The organism is Nonomuraea typhae, from assembly GCF_009760925.1.
GTDB lineage: Bacteria > Actinomycetota > Actinomycetes > Streptosporangiales > Streptosporangiaceae > Nonomuraea > Nonomuraea typhae.
Genome location: NZ_VRLV01000002.1, coordinates 706,564 through 730,315 on the forward strand (window position 1 = coordinate 706,564; position 23,752 = coordinate 730,315).

Sequence of the window (23,752 nt, forward strand, 5' to 3'; positions counted from 1 at the left end):
GCTACTGCGGTGAGCCCTCCAGCGTGACCTCGACGGTCAGCTCCGCACCGGGCCCCAGGACGAACTCCTCGACGTTTCCCGCGCCGCAGAGGTCGTCCTGGGCCAGCCGTACCAGGTCGGCCTCGGGGCCGGAGACGGTCAGGCGGGCGACCTCGGCGCGCATCGAGAGCTTGGCCTCGGACTTGGCCTTGCGGACCCGGCCCAGGATCTCGGAGGCCACGGTCAGCACGGCCGGGTCGCCGGTGGCGGAGCCGGGCCGGGGCCAGGGGGCGCGGTGGACCGAGCCCTCGCGCCACCACGACCACACCTCTTCGGTGACGAACGGCAGGAAGGGCGCGAACAGCCGCACCTGCGTCTCCAGCGCCTGCCGCAGCGCCGCGACGGCCGAGGCGTCGCCCTCGTAGGCGCGGGCCTTGACCAGCTCCAGGTAGTCGTCGCAGAACGTCCAGAAGAAGCGTTCGGCGACCTCGATCGCCCGGGTGTGGTCGTAGCCCTCGAGCGCCTGCCCGGCCTCGCGGACCGCGTCGTCGAGCGCGGCCAGCATGCCGAGGTCGAGCGGCTCGGTGACCGTCCCCTCGGTCGCGCCGAAGGACAGCACGAACTTCGACGCGTTGAGGATCTTGATCGCCAGCCGCCTGCCCACCTTGAGCTGGCCGGGGTCGAAGGCGGTGTCCACGCCGTAGCGCCCGTTGGCCGCCCAGTAGCGCACGGCGTCGGAGCCGTACTGCTCCAGCAGGTCCATCGGGGTGAGGACGTTCCCCTTGGACTTGGACATCTTCTTGCGGTCGGGGTCGAGGATCCACCCCGAGATGGCCGTGTCACGCCATGGCAGGCCGCCGGACTCCAGGTGCGAGCGGGTGACCGTGGCGAACAACCAGGTGCGGATGATCTCGTGGGACTGCGCGCGCAGGTCCATCGGGAACACGCGCTCGAACAGGTCGTCGTCGCTGCCCCAGCGGCCGGCGATCTGCGGCGTGAGCGAGGAGGTGGCCCAGGTGTCCATGATGTCGGAGTCACCGGCGAAGCCGCCGGGCACGCCGCGCTGGTCCTCGGTGTAGCCGGGCGGCACGTCCGAGGACGGGTCCACGGGCAGCATGTCCTCGGTGGGCAGGATCAGCTCGTCGTGCAGCCGGTTGCCGGTGCCGTCGAGTTTGTACCAGACGGGGAACGACACGCCGTAGAAGCGCTGCCGGGAGATGAGCCAGTCGCCGTTGAGCCCTTCGACCCAGTTGTCGTAGCGCACCCGCATGTGCGGCGGATGCCAGGTGAGCTCGCGCCCCCGCGCCAGCAGCCGCTCGCGCAGGGCCTGGTCGCGCCCGCCGTTCCTGATGTACCACTGGCGGGTGGTGACGATCTCCAGCGGCTTGTCGCCGCGCTCGTAGAACTTGACCGTGCGCTGCACCGGTTTGGGCTCGCCGTCGAGGTCGCCGGACTCGCGCAGCATCTCCACGATCCGCTCGCGGGCGCTGTGGACCGTCTTTCCCGCCAGCTCTTTGTACGGCTCGGCCTCCACGCCCTCCGGCGGCTCGGGCAGCAGCCGACCGTCCCAGCCGATGACCGAGCGGGTGGGCAGGTTGAGCTCGCGCCACCAGGTGACGTCGGTGACGTCGCCGAAGGTGCAGATCATCGCGATGCCGGAGCCCTTGTCCATCTCGGCCAGGTGGTGGGCGAGGATCGGCACCTCGACGCCGAACAGCGGCGTGAGCACGCTCGTGCCGAACAACGGCTTGTAGCGCTCGTCGTCGGGGTGGGCCACCAGCGCCACGCAGGCCGGGATCAGCTCGGGCCGGGTGGTCTCGATGTGGACCGGCCCATGGTCGCCGTAGAAGGAGATGCGGTGGAAGGCGCCCGGCCACTCGCGGTCCTCCAGCTCGGCCTGGGCCACGGCGGTGCGGAAGGTGACGTCCCACAGCGTCGGCGCCTCGGCCAGGTATGCCTCGCCCCGCGCGAGGTTGCGCAGGAAGGCGCGCTGCGAGACGGTCCGGGACGCGTCGCCGATCGTGGTGTAGAGCAGCGACCAGTCGTAGGACATGCCCACGCGCCGCCAGACCTCCTCGAACGCCTGCTCGTCGATCGCGGTCAGCTTGTGGCACAGCTCGATGAAGTTGCGCCGCGAGACCGGGATCTCCCGCTTGCCCGGCTTGTCCGGAGGAACGAAGTCCGGATCGTAGGGCAGGGAGGCGTCACCGCGGACGCCGTAGACGTTCTGCACGCGCCGCTCGGTGGGCAGGCCGTTGTCGTCCCAGCCGATCGGGTAGAACACCTCGTAGCCCGTCATGCGCTTGTAGCGGGCCATGATGTCGGTGTGCGTGTAGGAGAAGACGTGACCGACGTGCAGGGAGCCGGAGACGGTCGGCGGCGGGGTGTCGATCGAGTAGATCTGCGACCGCTCGCGGGTGCGGTCGAAGCGGTAGACGCCCTCGTCCTCCCAGCGGGCTACCCATACCTGCTCCAGGCCGTCGAGAGTCGGTTTCTCCGGCATGGCGGCATGGCGTAGTCGCTGTTGAGTCATGCCTCCTTATGGTACGGCTTCGCACGGCTCGCAGACGCTAGAGACTAGTGTTCGTTACATAGGCGAAGGAGTGATCAACATGGCGGACGAGAAGCCGGATGTCGCGTGGCGGATCATCGGTGGCCTGATCGGGCTCGTGACGGCGTGGGCGGCCAGGAAGCTGCTCGGGCTCGTCTGGGTCAAGGCGACGGGCAAGGAGCCCCCGCTCGACTCGGAGTCCCCCGAGGTCAGCATGGGTGAGGCCATCGGCTACGCGGTGGTGATGGGCGTGGGCATGTCCGTGGCGCAGATCGTGGTCAACAAGACCGCGAAGAAGCGTTATGACGCCTGGAAGGCGCTCAAGACTCCAATGCAGTGAGAAACTCGCTGGCCCAGCGGTCCACGTCGTAGGTGGCCACCCGGCGGCGCATGGTGCGCATCCGCCGGGCCACCTCGTGGGGCGATGCCTCCATGGCGGCCAGCATCTGCCGTTTGACCCCCTCCACGTCGTAGGGGTTGACCAGGAAGGCCGAGCGCAGCTCGGCGGCGGCTCCGGCGAACTCGCTGAGCACCAGCGCCCCCTGCAGGTCGTGGTGACACGAGACGTACTCCTTGGCCACCAGGTTCATCCCGTCGCGCAGCGGCGTCACCATCATGATGTCGGCGGCCAGGTAGAGGGCGGCCAGTTCCTCGCGGTCGTAGGACTGGTGGAAGTACTGGATCGGCTGCGCGCCCAGCACGGAGTACTGGCCGTTGATCCGCCCCACCTGCAGCTCGATGTCGTCGCGCAGCCGCCGGTACTCCTCCACGCGTTCCCTGCTGGGCGTGGCGATCTGCACGAAGACGGCCTCGCCCGGCGCGACGCTGCCGTCGCGCAGCAGCTCGCCGAAGGCTTCGAGCCGCTGGCCGATGCCCTTGGTGTAGTCGAGGCGGTCCACGCCGAGCAGCACGTGCTCGGGGTCGCCCAGCTCGACCCTGATCTCCTTGGCCCGGTGCACGATGTGCGGCTCGCGCACGAGCGTGTCGAACTCGGCGAAGTCCACGGAGATCGGGAAGGACTGGGTGGTGACGACCCGGTCCTCCAGGAAGATCTCGTTGCTCTTGTACGGCAGGCCGAGCAGCCGCTTGCACAGCATGCGGAAGTTGGCCGCCCCGCCGGGCAATTGGAAGCCGACCAGGTCGGCCCCGAGCAGCCCTTCGACCAGCTCGCGCCGCCAGGGCAGCCGCCAGAACAGCTCTATGGGCGGGAAGGGGATGTGCAGGAAGAAGCCGATGCGCAGGTCCGGCCGCAGCGCGCGGAGCATGGCGGGCACGAGCTGGAGCTGGTAGTCCTGCACCCAGACGACCGCGCCCTTCTCCGCCACTTCGGCGGCGGCCTCGGCGAAGCGCTCGTTGACGGTCCGGTAGGACTCCCACGTCTCGCGCTCGATCATGGGCGGCACGACGACGTCGTGGTAGAGCGGCCAGAGGGTGGAGTTGGAGAAGCCCTCGTAGTAGAGCTCGACCTCGTCGGAGGTGAGCGGGACGGGGATGAGGTTCATGCCGTCGTCGCGGAAGGGCTCGAGGAGCTCGTCCGCGGCGCCGTGCCAGCCGAGCCAGGCGCCGCGGCGGCGTTGCATGACGGGCGCGATGGCGGTGACCAGGCCGCCGGGGCTCCTCCGCCACGCAGCCGCGCCGTCAGGCCCTACCGTGCGGTCCACCGGCAGGCGGTTCGCCACGATCAGGAACGAACTACGGCTGGTCACCAAGGATTCCCTCCCACTACGCCTCACTGTACGCGGAGCCGCAGGGCGCGGCTCAGCGCGGCCGCCACGTCGTCCGGCCCCGCGTGGGGGATGATCGCGGCGATGTGGGCGTCAGGCCTGATGAGCCATGCCTCGTCCGGCGCCGCACCGAGCGTTTCGGTCAGGGCTCCGGTCCCATCGATCTCCGCGAGCTCGCGAACGGCGAGCGGCGCCGTAGTCACCTTCCCCAAGATCCGGGCAAACAAACTTGAATCACACATTTCACCCAGGAGTAGCAGGAAACCGGCGCGGCACAACTCTCGCAGCCGTCCGCCCGGAATGCCGCAGTCGGGCAGGATCACCCCCGGCGCCGGAGGCGGGCTCTGTCCCTTCGGCGGCCGTCCGGCGAAGGGGCGGCCGGGCGTGGTGAGCGGGGAGTCCACGTACCAGTACGGCTCGGCGAAGCGCCCGGAGTCGATCTCCTCCACCGCGCCCCGCTCCAGCACGTCGCGCCGGTGGGCCCGCCCGGCCGGGGTGCCGGGCACCAGGAAACGCATGGTCGCCCCGGTGACCTGCAGGTTTTCCAGCGCGGCGGCGTGACGTTCGTCGTGGTAGGTCTCCAGGAGCTCCTCGGGCGCCCAGCCGTGCAGAACGGCGGCCAGTTTCCAGGCGGCGTTCTCGGCGTCGGGCACGCCGGAGTTGAGCCCGCGGGCGCCGAACGGGGCGACGAGGTGGGCGCAGTCACCGGCCAGCAGCACCCGGCCCACCCGCATCCGGGAGGCGATCCGGGAGTGGAAGCGGTAGACCGACTGCCACACGAGTGTGTACTCCCGGTCACCGACTATTTGCCTTATTTTTCGCGAAATATCATCTGAAGTCGCGTCATAGTCGGGCGGGACCTGCCAGTCGATCCGGTACGTCGAGTCCGGGCACGGATGGATGAGCACCTGCCGCCCCGGGTTCCACTCCGGGTCGAAGTGGAAGCGGCGCACGTTCTCCCACCCCGGCAGATCGGCCCGGATGTCGCAGATGAGGAACAGGTCGTCGAAGGAGTGCCCGTCGAAGGTGACGCCCAGCGCCCGCCGTACACCGGAGGCGCGCCCGCCCGCGCAGGCCAGCACGTAGGGGGCGCGCAGCACCCGCTCGCCACAGCGCACCGTCACCCCGCCGGCGTCCTGCTCCAGGTCGGTGACCTCGTGGTTCCACCGCACCTCGATGCGCGGCTGGGCGGCGATGGCGGCGTCGAGCAGTTCCTCGGTGCGCGACTGCGAGAGGTTGACGAACGGCGGCAGCGGCCCGCGCAGGTCGAAGCTCCAGGAGAACAACTCGCGGTCGCGGTAGTAGGTGCGTGCGGTGGTCCAGGTCAGGCCCTCCTCGGCCGCCTCGGGCACGCCCAGTGCCGACCACAGGTCGAGCACGTCGCGCTGCTGGCAGATGGACCTGGACCCCTCCGCGTCGCGCCGGGGACGCTGGTCGAGCACCAGCACCCGCAGGCCCCAGCGCGCCAGCAGCAGCGCCGCCGTCTGGCCGACCGGGCCGGCGCCGATGACTATGACTGCAGGGCTGCCCATACGTCACGGTCCCTCTCCGCGGTCCAGATGACCGGGCGCTCGATGCCGTGCAGTTCGTCCCACAGCCGCGAGACGTCGAACGGCAGGCAGTGCTCGAAGATCGGCCAGCGGCCGTAGGCGGGCGCGAGCGCGGCGTGGGTGCGCTCGAACGCCTCCTTGAGCGTGCTCGCTCCGCTCACCTCTCTGATCATCACGTCGAGGAAGTCGCGGGTCTGGGCGATGGCCGCCTCGACCGCTTCCTTGCCCCTGGCCACCGCGCCCCTGCCGCCCACCAGCGTCTCGGCGCCGAAGGCGGCGACCCGGTCGAGCGTGCCGGTGGACCAGTCGCGGTGGAAGGCGTCGCCGGTGTACAGGGCGGCCTGCGACTCGACGAGGTCACCGGCGAACATGATCTTCTGCTGGGGCAGCCAGGCGACCAGGTCGCCCTCGGTGTGGCCGCGCCCGCAGTACTCCAGCACCAGATCGCCGCGGCCGCCGCCGAGGTCGATGGTGAAGCGCTCGCTGAAGGTGGCCGTCGGCCAGGTCAGACCCGGGATCGAGCCGGGCTCCTTGAACAGCCGGGGCATCCTGCCGTACTCGCTGGCCCAGTCCTGCTCGCCCCGCTCGGCGATGAGCTCGCGGGTCTTCTCGTGCGCCACGATCACCTCGGCGCCGAAGGCGGAGGCGCCCAGCACCCGCACCGCGTGGTAGTGCGAGAGCACCAGGTAGCGCACGGGCTTGGCGGTGTGCTCGCGCAGCCTGGCCAGCCACTCGCGGGCGGCCACCGGGGTGGCCAGCGCCTCGAAGCACACCAGGAAGTCCTCGCCCTCGACGGCGCCGATGTTCGGATCGCCCTCCGCCGTGAGCGCGTAGACGCCCTCTGCCAGCACTTCCAGGGTCTGCTGCTTCTCGCCGAGATCGGCGGAGGAGGCGAACGGCTTGGCCATGCCTGGTACCTGTCCCCCACCGGGGCGGGCAAAACGGATCCGCCCCGCGGCTCACCTCAGGCGTCGAAGTCCGCGGTGACGTTCGCGGTGACCGGATGGCTCTGGCAGGCCAGCCGGTATCCGGCCGCCAGTTCCTCGGGTTCCAGGGCGTAGTTCTGGTCCATGACCACCTCCCCGTGGCTCACCCGCACCCGGCAGGTGCCGCAGACGCCGCCCCGGCACGCGTAAGGCGCGTCGGCTCGCACCCGCAGCGCCGCGCCGAGCAGGCTCTCGTCCGCGCCCAGCGTCACGCGCGTGGTGCGGCCGTCCAGCGTGAAGTCGAAAACCGCCCCATCCGGTACGGCATGCGGCCGCGAGACCGGCTCACCGGCGTAAAACAGCTCGTAGTGGACCCGCCGCCCCTCCAGCAGCCCCCTGGCCGTCTCGACCAGCCCGAGCGGGCCGCACAGGTAGTACTCGTCCGCCTCGCCCAGCAGGGGCAGCAGCGTGCGCAGCTTGGCCGCGTCGATGCGGCCGCTGGCGATGGGCGCCTCCTGGGGCTCCTGGCTGAGCACGTGCAGGAGGTTCAGCCGCTCGCCGTAGCAGTCCTTGAGGTCGGCCAGCTCCTCGGCGAACATCACCTCCCTGGCCGTGCGATTGCCGTACACGAGCGTGAAGCGGCTGCGCGGCTCGACCGCCAGCGTGGTGGCCAGCAGCGACAGCACGGGCGTGATGCCGGAACCGGCGGCGACGGCCAGGTGGTGGCGGGCGCGCTCCGGGTCCAGGGCGGTGGTGAAGCGGCCCAGGGGCGCCATCGCCTCCACCACGTCGCCGGGCTTCAGCATGGAGGTCGCCCACTCGGAGAACACCCCGCCGGGCAGCCGCTTGACCCCGATCCGCAGCGGGCCTCCGGCCGGGGAGCAGATCGAGTAGCTGCGCCGTACCTCCAGACCGTCGAGGAAGATCCGCACGGTCAGGTGCTGGCCCTGCACGAACGGCAGGCGCTGCGCGAACGTCACGGCCACGGCGTCGTCGGTGAGCCGGTCCACGGCCGCGACCGTCAGCGGCCGGAAACGGCTCACGTCAGATCTCCTTGAAGTGGTCGAAGGGCTCCAGGCACTCCTGGCAGGCGTACATGGCCTTGCAGGCGGTCGAGCCGTACCTGCTGACCAGGCGCGTGCGCGGCGAGCCGCAGCGCGGGCAGCGCACGCCCAGCGTGAGGGCGACCGGGCCGTCCGTGCGGCGCGGCGGCGAGAGCCCGTGCTCGCGGAGCTTGCGGCGGCCTTCATCGGTGATCCAGTCGGTGCTCCACGGCGGCGCGAGCACGGTGACGACCCTGGCGCCGGGCAGCGCCTTCCCGATGTCCTCGCGGATGGCGTCCATCGCCGGGCAGCCCGAGTACGTGGGGGTGATCACCACTTCGAGGCCGCCGCCGGCGTCCCGCCTGACCTCGCGCACGATGCCCAGGTCGCCCAGCGTCAGCACGGGCAGCTCGGGGTCGGGCACCGCCGCCGCCAGCGCCCTGGCCTCCTCCAGGCTCACCACGTGGCGCCCGCGTGCTCACGGTGCAGCGCCTGCATCTCGGCCAGCAGCTCGCTCAGGTGCGGGGTGTGCTCGCCCCTGCGCCCGCCGTCGCGCTGCCGCGCCTCCCGGGGTACGGCGAGGCCGGACTCGGCCAGCGTCGTCTCCACGAACGCCGACCAGGGCTCCCTGAGCCCGGGGTCGGCGGCGAACAGCTCGCCGGTGAACGGCCAGAGCGCGTCCAGGGCGGCGGTCATGCGGCGGTGGCTCTCCTCGGTGCCCAGGCCCAGGCGCCGGGTCCAGAGGGCGGCGTAGTCACGGTGGTAGGCGATCTCCTTCACGCCCTTGGCGGCCACCTCGTCCTCGGGGTGCGCGCGGTACATCTCGTACAGGAAGCCCGCGTAGAACAGGTGGCGCACGATCGTGCGGGCGAAGTCGCCGTTGGGCTGCTCGGTCAGCAGGCAGTTGCGGAACTGCCCGGGCTCGCGCAGGTAGGCCAGCTCGTCCTCGTTCCCGGCCCTGGACAGCAGCGCCCTGGCCTGGCCGAGCAGGTCGAGCGAGAGGTTGGCCAGGGCGACGTCCTCCTCCAGCGTGGGGGCCCTGGTCACCCATTCGGCCAGCCGCTGGGCCAGCACGAGGCAGTCGTCGCCGATCTCCAGGGGGTTCACAGGTGCTTCACCCCCTCGGGCAGCTCGTAGAAGGTCGGATGCCGGTACGGCTTGCCGCCCGCCGGGTCGAAGAACGCGTCCTTCTCGTCCGGCGACGACGCCGTGATCTCGGCGGCCGGGACCACCCAGATGCTGACGCCCTCCTGCCTGCGGGTGTAGAGGTCCCTGGCGTGCCGCAACGCCAGCTCGGCGTCCTCGGCGTGCAGGCTGCCCGCGTGCACGTGCGACAGGCCCCTCCTGGGCCGGACGAACACCTCCCACAACATCACGCCACCTCCTCACGGGCGGCGTACGCGGAGGCGGCCTCCCGGACCCAGGCGCCGTCCTCGTGGGCCCGGCGCCGATGGGCCATGCGCTGGGCGTTCATCGGGCCGTCCCCGGCCAGGACCCGCTTGAACTCGCTCCAGTCGATCTCCCCGTGGTCGTAGTGCCCGCGCCCGGGGTTCCAGCGCAGATCCGGATCGGGAAGGGTGAGGCCGAGGATCTCCGCCTGCGGCACCGCCATGTCGATGAAGCGCTGGCGCAGCTCGTCGTTGGAGTGCCGCTTGATCTTCCAGGCCATCGACTGCGCCGAGTGCGTCGACTCGCCGTCGGGCGGGCCGAACATCATCAGGGAGGGCCACCACCACCGGTCCACCGCCTCCTGCGCCATCCGCTTCTGCGCCGGGGTGCCGTGGGCCAGCGTGTACAGCAGCTCGTAGCCCTGGCGCTGGTGGAAGCTCTCCTCCTTGCAGATCCGGACCATCGCCCGCGCGTACGGGCCGTAGGAGCACCGGCACAGCGGCACCTGGTTGACGATGGCGGCGCCGTCCACCAGCCAGCCGATCGCGCCCATGTCGGCCCAGGTGGGCGTGGGGTAGTTGAAGATGGAGGAGTAGCGCTGGCGGCCCTCGTGCAGCGCGTCCAGCAGCTCGTCCCGGCTGACGCCGAGCGTTTCGGCGGCGCCGTACAGATAGAGGCCGTGTCCCGCCTCGTCCTGCACCTTGGCCAGCAGGATCGCCTTGCGCTTGAGGGAGGGCGCCCGGGTGATCCAGCTGCCTTCCGGCTGCATGCCGATGATCTCGGAGTGCGCGTGCTGGGCGATCTGGCGGATCAGCGTCCTGCGGTAGGCGTCGGGCATGTCGTCGCGGGGCTCGATCCGCTCGTCGGCATCGATGATGTCGTCAAATGTCGCGCTCATGGTGCCTCCTCCCATGTATAGAACCCTTTCCCCGTCTTGCGGCCGAGTTCTCCGGCGGCCACCTTCTCCCGCAGGATCCGGGGCGGCGCGAACCGGTCGCCGAGCTTGCCGTGCAGGTATTCGGCGATGGCCAGCCGCACGTCGAGGCCCACGAGGTCGCCCAGCTTGATCGGCCCCATCGGGTGCCGGTAGCCGAGCTCCATGGCGGTGTCGATGTCCTCGGGCGAGGCGACGCCCTCCTCGACCATCCGCATGGCCTCCAGCCCGAGCAGCACCCCCAGGCGGCTGGAGGCGAACCCGGGCGAGTCGTTGACCACCACGCCCGTCTTGCCGATCAGCTCCACCCAGCCCTTGGCCGTCTCCAGCACCGCATCCGGCGTGGCCGGGGTGACGACGATCTCGACCAGTTCCTGCACGGGCACGGGGTTGAAGAAGTGCAGCCCGACCAGGCGCTCCGGCCGGGCCAGCCCCGCCGAGAGCTCGGTGATCGACAACGAGCTCGTGTTGCTGGCGATCACCGCCCGCTCCCCCGCCCTTTCTTCGGCCTCGGCCAGCACCTCGACCTTGAGCTTGGGGTCCTCGGGCACGGCCTCCACGACCAGGTCCACCCCTGCGGGCACCGGCGCCATGGTCAGCCGCTCCAGCGCCCGCGCGGCCAGGCCGGGCTCGCGCGCCTTGGCCTCGGCGACGGCCAGCCCCTTGGCGATGCGGGCGTGCGCGGCCTGCGCCTCGGGCTCCTGTACGGTGACCTCGGCGCCGGCCAGGAGGAAGACCTGGGCGATGCCGGAGCCCATGCGGCCGCCGCCGACGACCGCGACCGCGGGTGGGTGCGTCACGGGGTGTCCTTCCTCTTACGATCCAGAAATTTCCGCATCCGGGCTTCTTTGTCGGAGTCCTCGAACAGCACCGCCTGCGCCAGGTGATCGGCCACGGGATGCGCGGACGGCGGCGCGTCCAGCACGAGCTTCGTCAGCCGGAGCGCCACCGGGGAGACCGCGGCCATCCGGTCGATCAGCCGGTGGGCCGCCGCCTCCAGTTCCCCCGGCTCGTGCAGCGCCGCCACCAGCCGGGAGGCCAGCGCCTCCGGCGCCTCGATCGTGTGCCCCGCCAGCAGGACCAGCTTGGCCAGCGGCTCCCCGACCAGCTCGCGCAGCCGCCAGCACGCCCCGGCCCCGGCGATGATCCCCAGGTGGGGCTCCGGGTTGCCGAACCGCGCCCGGGTGCTGGCCAGCCGGATGTCACAGGCGTAGGCCAGCTCGGCGCCGCCGCCGAGCGCGTGCCCGTCCACGGCGGCCACGGTCGGCATCGGCAGCCTCCGGATCCGCTCGAACACCGTGCTGTTGATCCCCTGCAGCGCCTGCTCCCGCCCGCGCCGCAGCAGCTCGCCGATGTCCGCGCCGGCCGCGAAGACGCCGTCGCCGCCGGTCAGCAGCAACGGCCTGGGGTCGCGTTCCAGCAGCCCGCAGACCGCGTGCAGGTCGCCGACCATCTCGGCGTCGATCGCGTTGCGCGCCTCGGGCCGGTGCAGGCGCACCACGACCCGGTCCGGCTTCTCCTCGACCAGGAGCGTGTTCACAGGCGCTCCACCAGCATCGCGACCCCCTGGCCGACGCCCACGCACAACGCGGCCAGCCCGCGCCCGGTGCCCTCGCGCTCCATGCGGCCCAGCAGCGTCACCACCAGCCGCGCGCCGGAACACCCCAGCGGATGCCCCAGGGCGATGGCCCCGCCGTCGGCGTTGACCGTCTCCGGGTCGAGCCCGAGCCGCCGCACGCAGGCCAGCACCTGGGGCGCGAACGCCTCGTTGATCTCCACGGTGTCCACCCCCGTCCACCCGGCCCTGGCGAGCGCCTTCTGGGTGGCCGGAACCGGCCCGAGCCCCATGAGGTGCGGCTCCACCCCGGCGGAGGCGCCGGTGACGATCCTGGCCCGCGGCGTCAGCCCGTACCTCTCGACGGCCGCCGCACTGGCCACCACCACGGCCGCGGCACCATCGGACAGGGGCGACGAGGACCCGGCGGTCACGATGCCCTGATCCCGAAATATCGTCTTAAGTCGCCCCAGCCGCTCCAACGTCGTGTCCGCCCGCGGCCCCTCGTCCAGGACGACGGCCTCCTCGGCACCGGGGGAGGCAGGGGAAACCCCGGGGGAGACGGCAAAGGGGGCCCCGGAGCCGGTTACGGGCGTACCGGAGCCGGTTACGGAGGTCCCGGAGCCGGTTGCAGAGGTGCCGGACTCGGTTGCGGAGGTACCCGAGCCGGTTGCGGAGGCCCGATCCCCGGTCGTGGAAAGGCCGGTGGGGGTGGCGGGGGCGGGGTTTCCGGTGGGTTTGCGTTTGCCGCTTACCGGGACTCCGACGATTTCCGGGGCGAAGCGGCCGTCCTTGGTGGCCGCCACCGCCCGTTCGTGCGAGCGCAGGGCCCAGGCGTCCGACTCCTCCCGGGTGATCCCGTCCAGCGCCGCCACCTCCTCGGCCGTCTGCCCCATCGACAGGGTCGCCGGCCGGGAGAAACGCGGGTTGACCAGCCGCCAGCCCAGCGAGGTGTCGGCCACCTCACCGGGCTTGGCCCACGGGGTGCCGGGCTTGGCCATCACCCACGGGGCCCGCGTCATCGACTCGACCCCACCGGCCACCACCAGGTCGGCCTCCCCGGCCCGTACGGCTTGCGCCGCCGAGATCACGGCCGTCAGCCCGGAGGCGCACAGCCGGTTGACGGTGTACCCGGGCACGGTGGAGGGCAGCCCGGACAGCAGGACGGCCATCCTGGCCACGTTCCGGTTGTCCTCGCCCGCCTGGTTGGCGGCGCCCAGGATGACCTCGTCCACGGCCGCGGGGTCGAGGCCGCCGCGCCGTACCGCCTCGGCGACGACCAGGGCGGCCAGGTCGTCGGGGCGCACGCCCGCGAGAACGCCGCCGTAGCGGCCCATGGGCGTGCGTGCCCCGCCGACCAGGAAGACCTCGTTCATCTTTCTCCTTTCGCCGCCGACACCTCTACCTTCAAGCCCCCAAAACGGTCATCACCGGCATTCCGCCAGGCGGAAGGTCAGGCGTGCCTGCGGGACTGGACGACGTGGAAGCGCCCGGCCACGTAGCCGGGGTCGGTCAGGGAGGCGGTGGCGGCCGGGTTGGCGCCTGAGCCGTGGAAGTCGCTGAAGGCGGCCGACTGGTTGACGAACACGCCGCCGGTGAGGTTGCACGACAGGTTCACCCCCGCGTCCAGAGCCGCCTTCCCGGCCCGCGCCAGCACGTCCTCCGACGTGGAGTAGACGGAGGCGGTCAGCGCGCCGTGGGCCGAGACGGTCTCGCGCAGCAGGTCGAGCGCGGCCTCGGTGGACTCCACGGGGATGATCAGGGAGATCGGGCCGAAGTGCTCCTTGGTGTAGACGTCGGCGCGGGCGGGGTCCACCCGGACGATGACGGGAGTGCGCACGGTCGCCTCGGGGAAGGAGGGGTGCTTGATCGCCCGGGACTCCAGCACGACCTCGCCCAGCCCGGGCGCGGCCTCCACGCGGGCCAGCACGTCGGGGTTGGCCAGCGCCCCGGTCAGTTCGACCGCCCGGGACTCGTCGCCGAGCAGCCTGCCGACGGCCCCGGCGAGCCCGGCGGCCACCTCGTCGACGCTCTTGTGCCCCTCGTCGGTGTCGATGCCGCCGGCCGGGACGAGGATGTTCTGCGGCGCGGTGCACATCTGGCCGCTGTAGAGGGCCAGGGAGAAGGCGAGGTTGCCGAGCATGCCCTTGTAGGAGTCCGTGGAGTCGATGACGACGGTGTTGAGCCCGGCCTTCTCGGTGTGGACGAGCGCCTGGCGGGCGTTGGCCTCCAGCCAGTCGCCGTAGGCGGTGGAGCCGGTGAAGTCGACGATGCGCACGTCCGGATGCGTGGCCAGCTCGGTGGCCAGGCCCCTGCCCTCCTCCACGGCGAGCTGCACCAGGTTGGCGTCGTACCCGGCCTCGGCCAGCACCTCGCGGGCGATCTGGACCGTGATGGCCAGCGGCAGGACGGCCCGCTCGTGCGGCTTGACGATGACCGGGTTGCCGGTGACCAGCGAGGCGAACAGCCCCGGGTAGGAGTTCCAGGTGGGGAAGGTGTTGCAGCCGATCACCAGGCCGACGCCGCGGGGCACCACGGTGAACGTCTTCTCCATGACCAGCGGGTCGCCCTTGGCCGGCTTCTCCCAGCGCGCCGCCTGCCCGGAGACGTTCATGGCGGCGTAGCCGTACGCGATGGCCTCGAGCGCGCGGTCCTGGGCGTGCGGGCCGCCGGCCTGGAAGGCCATGACGAACGCCTGCCCGCTCGTGTGCTGGACGGCGTTGGCGATCTCGAAGGAGCGCTTGTTGATCCGGTTGACGATTTCCACGCAGGCCAGGGCGCGCGCGGCGGGCCCGGCGTCGCGCCAGGCGGGCAGTGCCGCCTTCGCGGCGGCGACCAGTGTGGCGACGTCCGGCCGCGGGTAGGTGACGCCCAGGTCGATGCCGTACGGCGAGCGTTCCGCGCCGACCCGGTCACCGGATGACGGCTGGTCGGTGGGGAAAGGTTGACCGAGATATGCCTCGAAGGCTTCCTTGCCCCGCTCGGCGGCGCCCTCTCCGTAGACGCGGGGGCTCGGCGACTCGGGGTAGGCGCTCCAGTAGCCGCGCTCCGAGATCGCGGAGAGCGCCTGGTCCAGGGTCTCGCGGTTCTGCTCGAACATGATGTCCCTCTCTTGACAGGGATCCGCCGGACGGTGAAGTGTTTACCGAACATTCGGTCAGTTGACAAGGGAGACTTCCGTTGGAAAGCGCGCGTCGCATGCTCGCCTCCGACACCGCCTCCACCGCGCTCGGCATCGAGCTGCTCGACCTGGCCGAAGGGCGGGCCGTCTGCCGGATGGCGGTGACCGGGCAGATGGTCAACGGGCACGGCCTGTGTCACGGCGGGTACGTCTTCCTGCTGGCCGACACCGCCTTCGCCTGCGCGTGCAACACCTACGGCCCGGTGACGGTGGCGGCCGGCGCCGAGATCACCTTCGTGGCCCCGGCCCGCGCCGGCGACGTGCTGACCGCCGAGGCGGGGGAACGCACCCGTTACGGCCGCAGCGGTATCTACGACATCACCGTGAGGGCCGCCGACGGCCGGGTGGTCGCGGAGTTCCGCGGCCGGAGCAGAGAACTCAAGAATGGGACGGGATCCCCATGAGACACGGTGAACCTCCGGCGCCGCAGACGCTCGATCCGGTCGAGCGCGTCTCGCGCGACGAGCTGGCCGCGCTCCAGTTGGAGCGGCTGCAGTGGACGCTCCACCACGCCTACCAGAACGTGCCGTTTTATCGCGCTAAGTTCGACGCAATCGGGATTCACCCGAACGACTGCAAGGAACTGGACGACCTCCCCCGCTTCCCCTTCACCACCAAGCAGGACCTGCGCGACAACTACCCCTTCGGCATGTTCGCCGTGCCCCGCGAGGAGGTCGCCCGCGTCCACGCCTCCAGCGGCACCACCGGCAAGCCCACCGTCGTCGGCTACACCCGGCGCGACATCGAGATCTGGTCGGACGTCATGGCCCGTTCGATCCGCGCCGCCGGCGGGCGTCCCGGTCAGATCGTGCACGTGGCCTACGGCTACGGCCTGTTCACCGGCGGCCTGGGCGCCCACTACGGCGCCGAGCGGCTCGGCTGCACGGTGGTGCCGGTCTCCGGCGGCATGACGCCCCGGCAGATCCAGCTCATCACCGACTTCCGGCCCGCGGTCATCATGGTGACCCCGTCGTACATGCTGGCCCTTCTCGACGAGTTCGAGGCGCAGGGGCTCGACCCGCGCGCCAGCTCGCTCGAGGTGGGCATCTTCGGCGCCGAGCCGTGGACCGAGGAGATGCGCCGCGAGATCGAGGAGCGCTTCGACCTGCACGCCGTCGACATCTACGGCCTGTCGGAGGTGATGGGCCCCGGCGTCGCCCAGGAGTGCGTGGAGACCAAGGACGGCCTGCACGTCTGGGAGGACCACTTCTACCCCGAGACCGTCGACCCGTTCACGGGCGCGCCGGCCGAGTCGGGCGAGCTGGTCTTCACCTCGCTGACCAAGGAGGCGCTGCCGATCATCCGCTACCGCACCCGCGACCTGACCCGGCTGCTGCCGGGCACCGCGCGCCCGGCGTTCCGGCGGATGGAGAAGGTGACCGGGCGCACCGACGACATGATCATCCTGCGCGGCGTGAACGTCTTCCCGACGCAGATCGAGGAGATCGTGCTGCGCACCCCCGGCCTGTCCCCGCACTTCCAGCTCCACCTGACCCGGCCGGAGCGGCTGGACGTGATGACCGTCCGGGTCGAGGCCCGCCCCGGCGCCGAGGACCGCGACGCGGCCGCGGCCGCCCTGGCCCGGACGGTCAAGGACACCGTCGGCGTGAGCGTCGAGGTGGAGGTCGTGGACCCGGAGACGCTGGAGCGCTCGGTGGGCAAGCTCAAGCGGGTCATCGACAGACGGGAATAATGAGTCATATGGCGACAACATCCCGTCAGCGGAAGCGCGGGCACGACCCCGAGTCCGTGCTGTCCATCGCCGTGGGCGTGTTCAACGAGCGCGGCTATGACGGGACCAGCATGGAAGACCTCGCCCGCGCCCTCGGCGTTACCAAGTCGGCGATCTACTACCACGTGCCGGGCAAGGAGCAACTGCTCGCGCGGGCGCTGGACCGGGCGCTCGACGGGCTGTTCGAGGTGGTGGCCGACCCCTGCGCCACCACCGGCCCGGCGATCGAACGCCTCGCCTGGGTGGTACGGCAGAGCGTCCGCATCCTGATCGACCGCCTGCCGTACGTGACCTTGCTGCTGCGCGTGCGCGGCAACAGCCCGACCGAGCAGCAGGCGCTGGACCGGCGGCGCGAGTTCGACCGGTTCATCGCCCACCTGGTGAAGGAGGCGGCCGCGGACGGCGAGATCCGGCCCGACCTGGATCCGGCGCTGGTGACGCGGCTGTTGTTCGGCACCGTGAACTCGATCACCGAGTGGTATCAGCCGGCCCGCGGCTCGGCGGACGACCTGGCCGACGCGCTGCTGAAGATGACCTTCGACGGTCTGCGCGTCTGAGCCTCAGGGGTCGAGGGATTTCGGACCAGGAGGACCCGAGGGACCCGGAAGGCCGGGTTGGCCGGGATCGGGGTCCAGCGCGTCGGTCTCCGACGCGGGCAGGGGGCCTTTGACGCGCAGGTCGTTCCTGATGGCCTCGCCCAGCCTCTTGGTGGCCGCGCGGTTGAGCGCGCCTCCGGCGACGGCGCCGGTGAGGAAGGGGCCGAGGGTGGTCAGGTGGCGGCCGAGGACCTTGAGCAGGCGGTTGCGCAGCGCGGTCTTCGTGGCGGCGCCGAGCGCGAGCGTGACGGTCGCGGGCGCGAGGGGGTCGATGCCACGCTGTCTGGCCCACGCCGTGGTGAAGGCGACGGCACGCTGGGTTCCGGTGCCCTCGACGCGGACGCCGTAGACCTCGTGCAGCTCGGCCAGGAGCTTGACCTCGATGGCGGCCACGACGATCGTCTCGGCGACGAGCTGGGCCGGCGCGGAAAGAAGGAGGGGTGGGGCGGCGAACTCGGCGGCGGCCAGTGCCCCGCCGATGGCGCCGACGGTCATGGTGGCCTTCTGCGCCGTCCGGACGAGGTCGTCGGCGAGTTGCTCGCCGGTGAGGCCGTGGTGGTGCTCGGACAGAGTCTGCAGGTCCCTGATGGGGATGCGGGGCGCGATGTTGAGGAACACGTCGGCGAGCCAGCGACCCCGGCTCCCGCCGCTCTTGCGGGCCTTCCTCGCGCCGGCCGCGAGAGACTGGGCTAGTCGGCCGAGCAGCTTGCGCCGCTCGGCCGGCTCGAGCTCACCGGGTGCGGTGAGCTTGCCCACGATCTCGCCGACTTCCCTGTCGGGTTCGGCGTTCTCCTTATCAGGTGCAGCCACGGTGCCTCCCTACTAGGCGGCGCACTCCCGGCAGACCTGCTGGCCGTTCCGCTCGGAGGCCAGCTGGCTACGGTGGTGCACCAGGAAGCAGCGTGAACACGTGAACTCGTCGGCCTGCCGCGGGATCACGCGCAGCGAGAGCTCCTCGTTGGACAGGTCGGCACCGGGCAGTTCGAGCGACTCGGCGAGGTCGGTCTCGTCGATGTCGATGCTGCCGGACGACTTGTCCGTGCGCCGCGCCTGGAGTTCCTGGAGGCTGTCCTCCCCCAGGTCGTCGTCGGTCTTGCGCGGGCTGTCGTAGTCGGTAGCCATTGTGCTTACTCCATCCCCCTCATCTATATGTCTTCGTGCTTGTCGCGCGTCTTCCAACGTCCGGGACGTTCGTCTTGTGCCCGTTCCGCGCGGGGAATTTTGCAACGGATACCCGCGGGAAGTGGTCGACGAACCTCCCAACACGTCATGGCCTGTTGCCAAGGGCAATGGTTAGCCAAATATGGCGAAACCCACAGCCCTGGCGACTTGCACCACCGTGTTCGACGGCACATCCAACCACATGTGGGGCGTGAACGAGACGCCGCCGGTAGATCAACACGCCGGATCAACGACCAGGAAGCCGAATGGTCACGACAAGTCCCCCACCGTCCCGTGGAACGGCGGCGACGTTTCCGCCATGCGCCTGAACCACGGCACGGACGATGGACAGCCCGAGTCCCGCCCCCTTCGCCGATTCCACACGGTCCGCATGGAGCCTCCTGAACGGTTCGAACAGGCTGTTCACCTCGTACGCCGGGACATGTTGCCCGGTGTTGGCCACCTGAACAACCAAGGCCCCGTCTACCATTCCCGTCCGGATCCAGACTTTTCCGTTATCGGGAAGGTTGTACTTGACCGCGTTCTCGAGGAGGTTGCTCACACACCGCTCCAGCAACACGGGATCACCCACGGTGCCGGCGGATTTGAGCTCGGTGGTGATGGTCACACCGTGTTCATCGGCGAAAGGCGTCACCTGTTCCACAGCGGTCTGGGCGACGTCCCTGATGTCGATCGGCTTGCGCACCGCCAGTTCGCGTTCGCTCCTGGCGAGCAGCAGCAGGCCCTCGATGAGTTTCTCGTTGCGCGCGTTGACTTCGAGGAGGGTACGGCCCAGCGTCTTCAGATCCTCCGAAGCGACCGGGTCGCCCAGGGCGATCTCCAGGACCGTCCTGTTGATGGTCAGCGGCGTGCGCAGCTCGTGCGAGGCGTTGGCCACGAAGCGCCGCTGGGTGTCGAAGGCCACGTTGAGCCTGGTCAGCATGTCGTCGAAGGTGTCGGCCAGCTCCTTCAGCTCGTCGTTGGGGCCCTGAAGGTCGATGCGCTGGTGGGCGAGCGTGCTCTCGGACAGCTTGCGCGCCGTGGCGGTCATCTTGGCGACGGGGCGCAGCGCCCGGTCGGCCACGAAGTAACCGATGATCAGGGAGAAGATGCCCACGCCCACGAGCGACATGATGGAGCTCTGCAGCAGGGCCTCGCGGGCACTCGACACGGTGAGCTCTCGCGCGGCCTGCCATTTGGCCTCGATGATGGCCGCGTCGTAAGGGTCGACCCGGCTGGTGTCCAAGGGGATCCACGCCCCGTCGATCGAGTTGCCGACGATGATGTAGAGCAGCACCAGCAGGATGGCCGCGCTCGTGAAAACCATGGCGCCGTAGGAAATCGTGAGTCGCCAGCGCACGCTCACCTTGCCGGGCAGCTCCAGGATCCTTCCCATGGGAGAAGTCTCCCGCCTGCTGTCCGCAGGAGGCGGCGGCCCGTCCCACACAGGCGGCCCGCTCGGCGGTGGCGCCTGCTTGCCCGCAGCCCGGTCGGAGTGAGGGCTGATCATCGGGTGGGTCGGTACCGGTTCGCTCACAGCTTGTATCCCACTCCGGGTACGGTCTCGATCACCTGCGGCTCTCCCAGCTTCTTCCGCAGGGTCATCATGGTCACCCGCACGACGTTGGTGAAGGGGTCGATGTTCTCGTCCCACGCCTTGTCCAGGAGGTCCTCCTGGGAGACGACGGCGCCCTCGGCGCGCATCAGCTCCTCCAGGACGGCGAACTCCTTCTTGGTGAGCACGACCTCCTTGCCGTCGCGCTCCACCAGCCGCTTGCCCGGGTCCAGGCGGATGCCAGAACGCTCCAGGATCGGCGGCAGTGCGGGGGCCGAGCGGCGGCCCAGGGCGCGCACGCGCGCCACCAGTTCGACGAAGACGAACGGCTTGGCCAGGTAGTCGTCGGCGCCCAGGCCGAGACCCTCTACCTTGTCGTCCACCTCCCCCGAGGCGGTCAGCATGAGGATGCGCGAGGCGGTGCGCTGCTCCACCAGACGCCGGCAGACCTCGTCACCGTGGACGACCGGCAGGTCGCGGTCGAGCACGATCACGTCGTAGTCGATGTAGGAGGTGCGCTCCAGGGCGCCGCCTCCGTCGTAGGCCACGTCCACGGCCATCGCCTCGCGGCGCAGCCCGGTCGCGATCGCGTCGGCGAGCACCCGCTCATCCTCGACCACCAGCACTCGCACGGTGTGCACACCTCTCTCTGATCCTGAGTCCACATTCTCCGCACACGACGATAAGCGCACGGTAAGGCATGTGCGGGTACCCGGCCCCGCAAGCTACGGCCAAATCCATGTTTCGGGGGCGGAAGGTGCGGGGTACACCGTCGGGACACCCGCTGACGTGTGCTCGCGGGATGTCACGCGCTCAAAGAACCCCTGACCCGAACATCAGTGAGAGAGAAGGTGAGATGGGCGAGTTCACCACTACGATCGAACGCCGCCTCGACCAGGCCTACCGCGGTCTGAAGGAGGCCAAGTGCGCCGGCGACGACTACCTCGCCGACACCCTCAACGCCGAGATCGAGGACCTGCGCCGTCTGGCGGACGACCACGGGGTGCCGTTGCCTCGCTGACCATCTGCACGCATGAGAACGGCCGGCGCTCGGAAGGGGGCGCCGGCCGTTCTTTCTCGGGTCAGGAGTCGCGCTCCGGATCGAGGGGCTCGAGCAGGTCGTGCAGTTCCTCGAACAGGCCGGGCGCCGCGCAGAGCGTCAGCTCCGTGTTCGGCCCCTTGCCGTGCAGGCCGCCGATCCTGGCTCCCGACTCGGCGGCGACGAGTCCGGCCGCCGCGTAGTCCCAGTAGTTGATGCCGCGCTCGTAGTAGGCGTCCACCCGCCCGGCGGCCACCGAGCACAGGTCGGTCGCGCACGAGCCGCCCCGCCGGATGTCGCGCACCCGGGGCAGCACCGCCGCCACCACCTCGCCTTGTACGGCCCGCCGCGCGTGCGAGTAGCCGAACCCGGTGGCGACCAGCGCCTGCTCCAGCGGCACGTCCCGGTTGCAGCGCAGCCGCGAGCCGTTCAGCCAGGCGCCCTCGCCGAGCGCGGCGGTGAACAGCTCCTCCCGAGGCACCACGTTGACGACGCCGGCCACGATCTGCCCGTCGACCTCGACCGCGATGGACACGGCCCAGTCGGCCAGGCCGTACAGGAAGTTGACGGTGCCGTCGATGGGGTCCACGACCCAGCGCACGCCGCTGGTGCCCGGGGTGTCGCCGCCCTCCTCGCCGAGGATCATGTCGTCGGGGCGGGCGGCCAGGATGCGGGCTCTGATGAGTTCCTCGGAGGCTTTGTCCAGCGCGGTGACGACGTCGGTGGGGCTGGACTTGGTCTCCACGGACGCCGACATCGAGGGCCGCTCGGCCAGCAGCATGGCGCCGGCCTCGCGGGCGACGTCCTCGGCCAGTTTCCGCAGTTCGCTCATGCCACCGAGTCCGGGCGCTTCCACTCCTGGCCGAGCACGTGCTGGCCCAGGAAGGCCAGGACGGTCTCGTACCAGGCGACGGCGTTGCCGGGCTTGAGGATCCAGTGGTTCTCGTCGGGGAAGTACAGGAACTTCGACTCGACGTTCTTGCGCTGCAGGTCCCACCACAGGCGCAGGGCCTCGCCGATCGGGACCCGGTAGTCCTTGTCGCCGTGGATGACGAGCATCGGGGTGCGGATGTCGTCGAGGGCGAGGTGCGGGGAGAGCGTGGCGTAGCGCTCGCTGCCGGGGGCGCCGAACTCGCGCTGCCAGTACATGGCCGCGTCGGTGGTGCCGGCGAACTGGTCGAGGTGCCACAGGGAGGCGTGGGTGACGATCGCCTTGTAGCGGTCGCTGTGGCCGGCGACCCAGTTGGCCATGTAGCCGCCGAAGGAGCCGCCCATAGCGGCGACGCGCTCGTCGTCGACGTCGGGCCTGGCCAGGGCGACGTCCACGATCGCGTCGAGGTCGGCCAGCGTGCGCGGGCCCCAGTCGCCCCAGCCGCGGTCGATCATGTGCTGGCCGTACCCGGTGGACATGCACGGGTCGGGCAGCAGGACGGCGTAGCCGTGCTCGGCCATGATCCACGGGTTCCAGCGCCACTGCCAGTCGTTCCAGGAGGCGACCGGGCCGCCGTGGATCCACAGCAGGAACGGGGCGGGGTCGTCGGCGGAGGCGCCCTCCGGCAGCACCAGCCAGCCGCGCACGGTGGCGCCGTCGTCGGTGGTGGCGGAGATCTCGGTGAGCGTGCCCCGCGTCCCCGGCCGCGCGGCGGGCGAGGGCAGGTCGGCGACCTGGCCGCCGGCGGCGTCGATGCGGGCGGGCCCGGCGGGGAAGGCGACGGAGCTGTGCAGCGCGTAGAGCGAGGCGCCGTCGGCGGTGACGTTGAGCGCGAGGTAGGCGTCGTCGTCCCTGGTCAGGCGTACCACCTCATCGGCCTCGGCTCCGACCGGGACGCGGAAGACGGGGCGGCGGCCCTGGTGGTCGGCGGCGATGTAGACGGCGGTGGAGTCGGGCGCCCAGGCCACGTCCGCGGGGAACAGGTCGGGGGCGTGCACGGCGCCCTCGCCGGTGGCCAGGTCGCCGATCCACAGGTCGGTACGGGCCGAGACCTCGACCGAGGTCTCCCGGTCACGGGCGGCGGCGATCTTGGTCCCGTCGGGCGAGACGGCCAGCGGGCCGGTGAAGTCGAAGCCCTGCTCGCTGACGACCGTGCGCCGTTCGCCGGTGGCCACGTCGATGGCGACCAGGTCGATGCGCTGCTCCCCGCCCGGCAGGTACGTGGTCCAGCTGCTGACCACGGCCGAGCCGTCGGGGGTGAGGTCGAAGGAGGCGTTGACCAGGGCCCGCCCGGCGTCCGGGGTCAGGTCGCGCATCTCGGCCAGGCGGTCGCCGCTCAGCCGCCCGGCGAACAGGCGCGGGTGGCCGGGGCCGAGGTCGTGGTCCCAGTAGCGCACCGGGTAGCCCTCGTGGAGGACCGCGCTGACGCCGGCGTCCTTGCGGGCCTTGCGCCGCTCCTCCTCGGTGGACTCCTCGCCGCTGAGCACGTCGGCGGAGAAGACGACCACGTCGCCGGCGGTCTTGAAGGCGCCGATGCCGCCGGGGCGGGTGGCGATCTGGCGGGCCTCACCGCCGGCGCGGGGCAGCAGCCAGAGCGCGGACGTCTCGTCCTCTCCGTCCTTGACGGTCGGGTCGGGCCTGGCGGAGGTGAACAGCACGTCGCCGGCGGCGGTGAAGTCGGCCGAGCTCTCCCCCTTGGCCGATCGGGTCAGGCGGTACGGCTCGCCGTCCACGGGGATCGCCCAGAGCGCGGTGCCGAAGGATTTGCCGTCGGGGTTCAGCGACTGGACCACGGAGACCAGCCGCGAGCCGTCGGGTGAGAGTTTGAGCGAGAGAACCCGCGGGATGGCCACATAGTCACGAATGTCGTTGAATGCGCTCACCTGATCGAACCTACCTCAGGGCC

The 23,752-nt window shown here is 70.8% G+C and carries 24 protein-coding genes; 5 read left to right on the forward strand and 19 right to left on the reverse strand.

All coding sequences use genetic code 11. From position 1 onward, the window contains the following. Window position 1: 1 nt before the first annotated feature. On the reverse strand, window positions 2-2,512 hold the full coding sequence (gene valS / locus FVE25_RS09780) for a valine--tRNA ligase (RefSeq protein WP_246266853.1): 2,511 nt from the start codon (window positions 2,510-2,512) through the stop codon (window positions 2-4). 79 nt (window positions 2,513-2,591) lie between these two features. Between valS and FVE25_RS09785 the strand changes: the two genes are divergently transcribed. Then, window positions 2,592-2,870: a DUF4235 domain-containing protein gene (locus tag FVE25_RS09785; RefSeq protein WP_157246092.1), complete on the forward strand. Its 279-nt coding sequence runs from the start codon at window positions 2,592-2,594 to the stop codon at window positions 2,868-2,870. On the opposite strand, the gene FVE25_RS09790 is transcribed toward FVE25_RS09785, so the two are convergent. The 12 genes from FVE25_RS09790 to paaN all read right to left on the reverse strand — a co-directional run bounded on the left by FVE25_RS09790 (window position 2,851) and on the right by paaN (window position 14,751). Then, a complete protein-coding gene (locus FVE25_RS09790) occupies window positions 2,851-4,236 on the reverse strand; it encodes an alpha,alpha-trehalose-phosphate synthase (UDP-forming) (RefSeq protein ID WP_181019515.1) in 1,386 nt (461 codons plus the stop codon). The genes FVE25_RS09785 and FVE25_RS09790 overlap by 20 nt on opposite strands. A 23-nt stretch (window positions 4,237-4,259) precedes the next feature. After that, window positions 4,260-5,786: an FAD-dependent monooxygenase gene (locus FVE25_RS09795; RefSeq protein WP_157246094.1), complete on the reverse strand. Its 1,527-nt coding sequence runs from the start codon at window positions 5,784-5,786 to the stop codon at window positions 4,260-4,262. Further along, window positions 5,765-6,712 carry an MBL fold metallo-hydrolase gene (locus FVE25_RS09800; protein WP_157246095.1) on the reverse strand — a complete coding sequence of 316 codons (948 nt, stop codon included), beginning with the start codon at window positions 6,710-6,712 and terminating at the stop codon, window positions 5,765-5,767. The genes FVE25_RS09795 and FVE25_RS09800 overlap by 22 nt, the downstream gene beginning before the upstream one ends. A 56-nt stretch (window positions 6,713-6,768) precedes the next feature. Continuing rightward, window positions 6,769-7,773: a 2Fe-2S iron-sulfur cluster-binding protein gene (locus tag FVE25_RS09805; protein ID WP_157246096.1), complete on the reverse strand. Its 1,005-nt coding sequence runs from the start codon at window positions 7,771-7,773 to the stop codon at window positions 6,769-6,771. 1 nt (window position 7,774) lies between these two features. Then, window positions 7,775-8,236: a 1,2-phenylacetyl-CoA epoxidase subunit PaaD gene (paaD, locus tag FVE25_RS09810; RefSeq protein WP_157246097.1), complete on the reverse strand. Its 462-nt coding sequence runs from the start codon at window positions 8,234-8,236 to the stop codon at window positions 7,775-7,777. Further along, on the reverse strand, window positions 8,230-8,880 hold the full coding sequence (gene paaC, locus FVE25_RS09815; protein ID WP_157246098.1) for a 1,2-phenylacetyl-CoA epoxidase subunit PaaC: 651 nt from the start codon (window positions 8,878-8,880) through the stop codon (window positions 8,230-8,232). The genes paaD and paaC overlap by 7 nt, the downstream gene beginning before the upstream one ends. Further along, window positions 8,877-9,146, reverse strand: a complete 270-nt coding sequence (paaB, locus tag FVE25_RS09820; protein WP_157246613.1) for a 1,2-phenylacetyl-CoA epoxidase subunit PaaB — start codon at window positions 9,144-9,146, stop codon at window positions 8,877-8,879. The genes paaC and paaB overlap by 4 nt, the downstream gene beginning before the upstream one ends. Then, window positions 9,146-10,060, reverse strand: a complete 915-nt coding sequence (gene paaA / locus FVE25_RS09825) for a 1,2-phenylacetyl-CoA epoxidase subunit PaaA (protein ID WP_246266856.1) — start codon at window positions 10,058-10,060, stop codon at window positions 9,146-9,148. The genes paaB and paaA overlap by 1 nt, the downstream gene beginning before the upstream one ends. After that, a complete protein-coding gene (locus FVE25_RS09830; protein ID WP_281367836.1) occupies window positions 10,057-10,896 on the reverse strand; it encodes a 3-hydroxyacyl-CoA dehydrogenase family protein in 840 nt (279 codons plus the stop codon). The genes paaA and FVE25_RS09830 overlap by 4 nt, the downstream gene beginning before the upstream one ends. Beyond that, a complete protein-coding gene (locus tag FVE25_RS09835) occupies window positions 10,893-11,636 on the reverse strand; it encodes an enoyl-CoA hydratase/isomerase family protein (protein ID WP_219825411.1) in 744 nt (247 codons plus the stop codon). The genes FVE25_RS09830 and FVE25_RS09835 overlap by 4 nt, the downstream gene beginning before the upstream one ends. Beyond that, complete coding sequence (locus FVE25_RS09840; RefSeq protein ID WP_157246101.1) at window positions 11,633-13,027, reverse strand: thiolase family protein; 1,395 nt, start codon at window positions 13,025-13,027, stop codon at window positions 11,633-11,635. Before FVE25_RS09840 ends, FVE25_RS09835 begins: the two co-directional genes overlap by 4 nt. Before the next feature lie 77 nt (window positions 13,028-13,104). After that, window positions 13,105-14,751, reverse strand: a complete 1,647-nt coding sequence (paaN, locus tag FVE25_RS09845) for a phenylacetic acid degradation protein PaaN (protein ID WP_157246102.1) — start codon at window positions 14,749-14,751, stop codon at window positions 13,105-13,107. Between the two features lie 98 nt (window positions 14,752-14,849). Between paaN and paaI the strand changes: the two genes are divergently transcribed. From paaI to FVE25_RS09860, 3 genes are read left to right on the forward strand one after another with little or no spacing between them, the layout of a single operon-like run. Continuing rightward, the gene (gene paaI / locus FVE25_RS09850) at window positions 14,850-15,236 is read left to right on the forward strand and encodes a hydroxyphenylacetyl-CoA thioesterase PaaI (RefSeq protein ID WP_157246615.1); all 387 of its coding nucleotides are present in this window, start codon (window positions 14,850-14,852) and stop codon (window positions 15,234-15,236) included. After that, entirely contained in the window at window positions 15,233-16,525 is a 1,293-nt protein-coding gene (paaK, locus tag FVE25_RS09855; RefSeq protein WP_157246103.1) for a phenylacetate--CoA ligase PaaK, read from the forward strand. The genes paaI and paaK overlap by 4 nt, the downstream gene beginning before the upstream one ends. A gap of 8 nt (window positions 16,526-16,533) precedes the next feature. After that, on the forward strand, window positions 16,534-17,121 hold the full coding sequence (locus FVE25_RS09860; protein WP_157246104.1) for a TetR/AcrR family transcriptional regulator: 588 nt from the start codon (window positions 16,534-16,536) through the stop codon (window positions 17,119-17,121). Between the two features lie 3 nt (window positions 17,122-17,124). Here the strand turns inward: FVE25_RS09860 and FVE25_RS09865 are convergent, their stop codons facing one another. The 4 genes from FVE25_RS09865 to FVE25_RS09880 form a co-directional block, all read right to left on the reverse strand. Next, complete coding sequence (locus FVE25_RS09865) at window positions 17,125-17,970, reverse strand: hypothetical protein (protein WP_246266858.1); 846 nt, start codon at window positions 17,968-17,970, stop codon at window positions 17,125-17,127. 12 nt (window positions 17,971-17,982) lie between these two features. After that, the gene (locus FVE25_RS09870; RefSeq protein WP_090929286.1) at window positions 17,983-18,282 is read right to left on the reverse strand and encodes a DUF4193 domain-containing protein; all 300 of its coding nucleotides are present in this window, start codon (window positions 18,280-18,282) and stop codon (window positions 17,983-17,985) included. A gap of 286 nt (window positions 18,283-18,568) precedes the next feature. Then, window positions 18,569-19,681: a sensor histidine kinase gene (locus FVE25_RS09875; protein WP_246266860.1), complete on the reverse strand. Its 1,113-nt coding sequence runs from the start codon at window positions 19,679-19,681 to the stop codon at window positions 18,569-18,571. Window positions 19,682-19,854: 173 nt separating this feature from the next. Continuing rightward, on the reverse strand, window positions 19,855-20,508 hold the full coding sequence (locus FVE25_RS09880) for a response regulator transcription factor (RefSeq protein ID WP_157246105.1): 654 nt from the start codon (window positions 20,506-20,508) through the stop codon (window positions 19,855-19,857). Window positions 20,509-20,732: 224 nt separating this feature from the next. On the opposite strand from FVE25_RS09880, the gene FVE25_RS53765 reads away from it, so the two are divergent. Then, window positions 20,733-20,897: a hypothetical protein gene (locus FVE25_RS53765; protein ID WP_181019516.1), complete on the forward strand. Its 165-nt coding sequence runs from the start codon at window positions 20,733-20,735 to the stop codon at window positions 20,895-20,897. 61 nt (window positions 20,898-20,958) lie between these two features. On the opposite strand, the gene FVE25_RS09885 is transcribed toward FVE25_RS53765, so the two are convergent. Both FVE25_RS09885 and FVE25_RS09890 read right to left on the reverse strand, forming a co-directional pair. Next, window positions 20,959-21,747, reverse strand: a complete 789-nt coding sequence (locus FVE25_RS09885; RefSeq protein WP_157246106.1) for an inositol monophosphatase family protein — start codon at window positions 21,745-21,747, stop codon at window positions 20,959-20,961. Further along, the gene (locus FVE25_RS09890) at window positions 21,744-23,729 is read right to left on the reverse strand and encodes a S9 family peptidase (protein WP_246266862.1); all 1,986 of its coding nucleotides are present in this window, start codon (window positions 23,727-23,729) and stop codon (window positions 21,744-21,746) included. The genes FVE25_RS09885 and FVE25_RS09890 overlap by 4 nt, the downstream gene beginning before the upstream one ends. Window positions 23,730-23,752 lie beyond the last annotated feature (23 nt).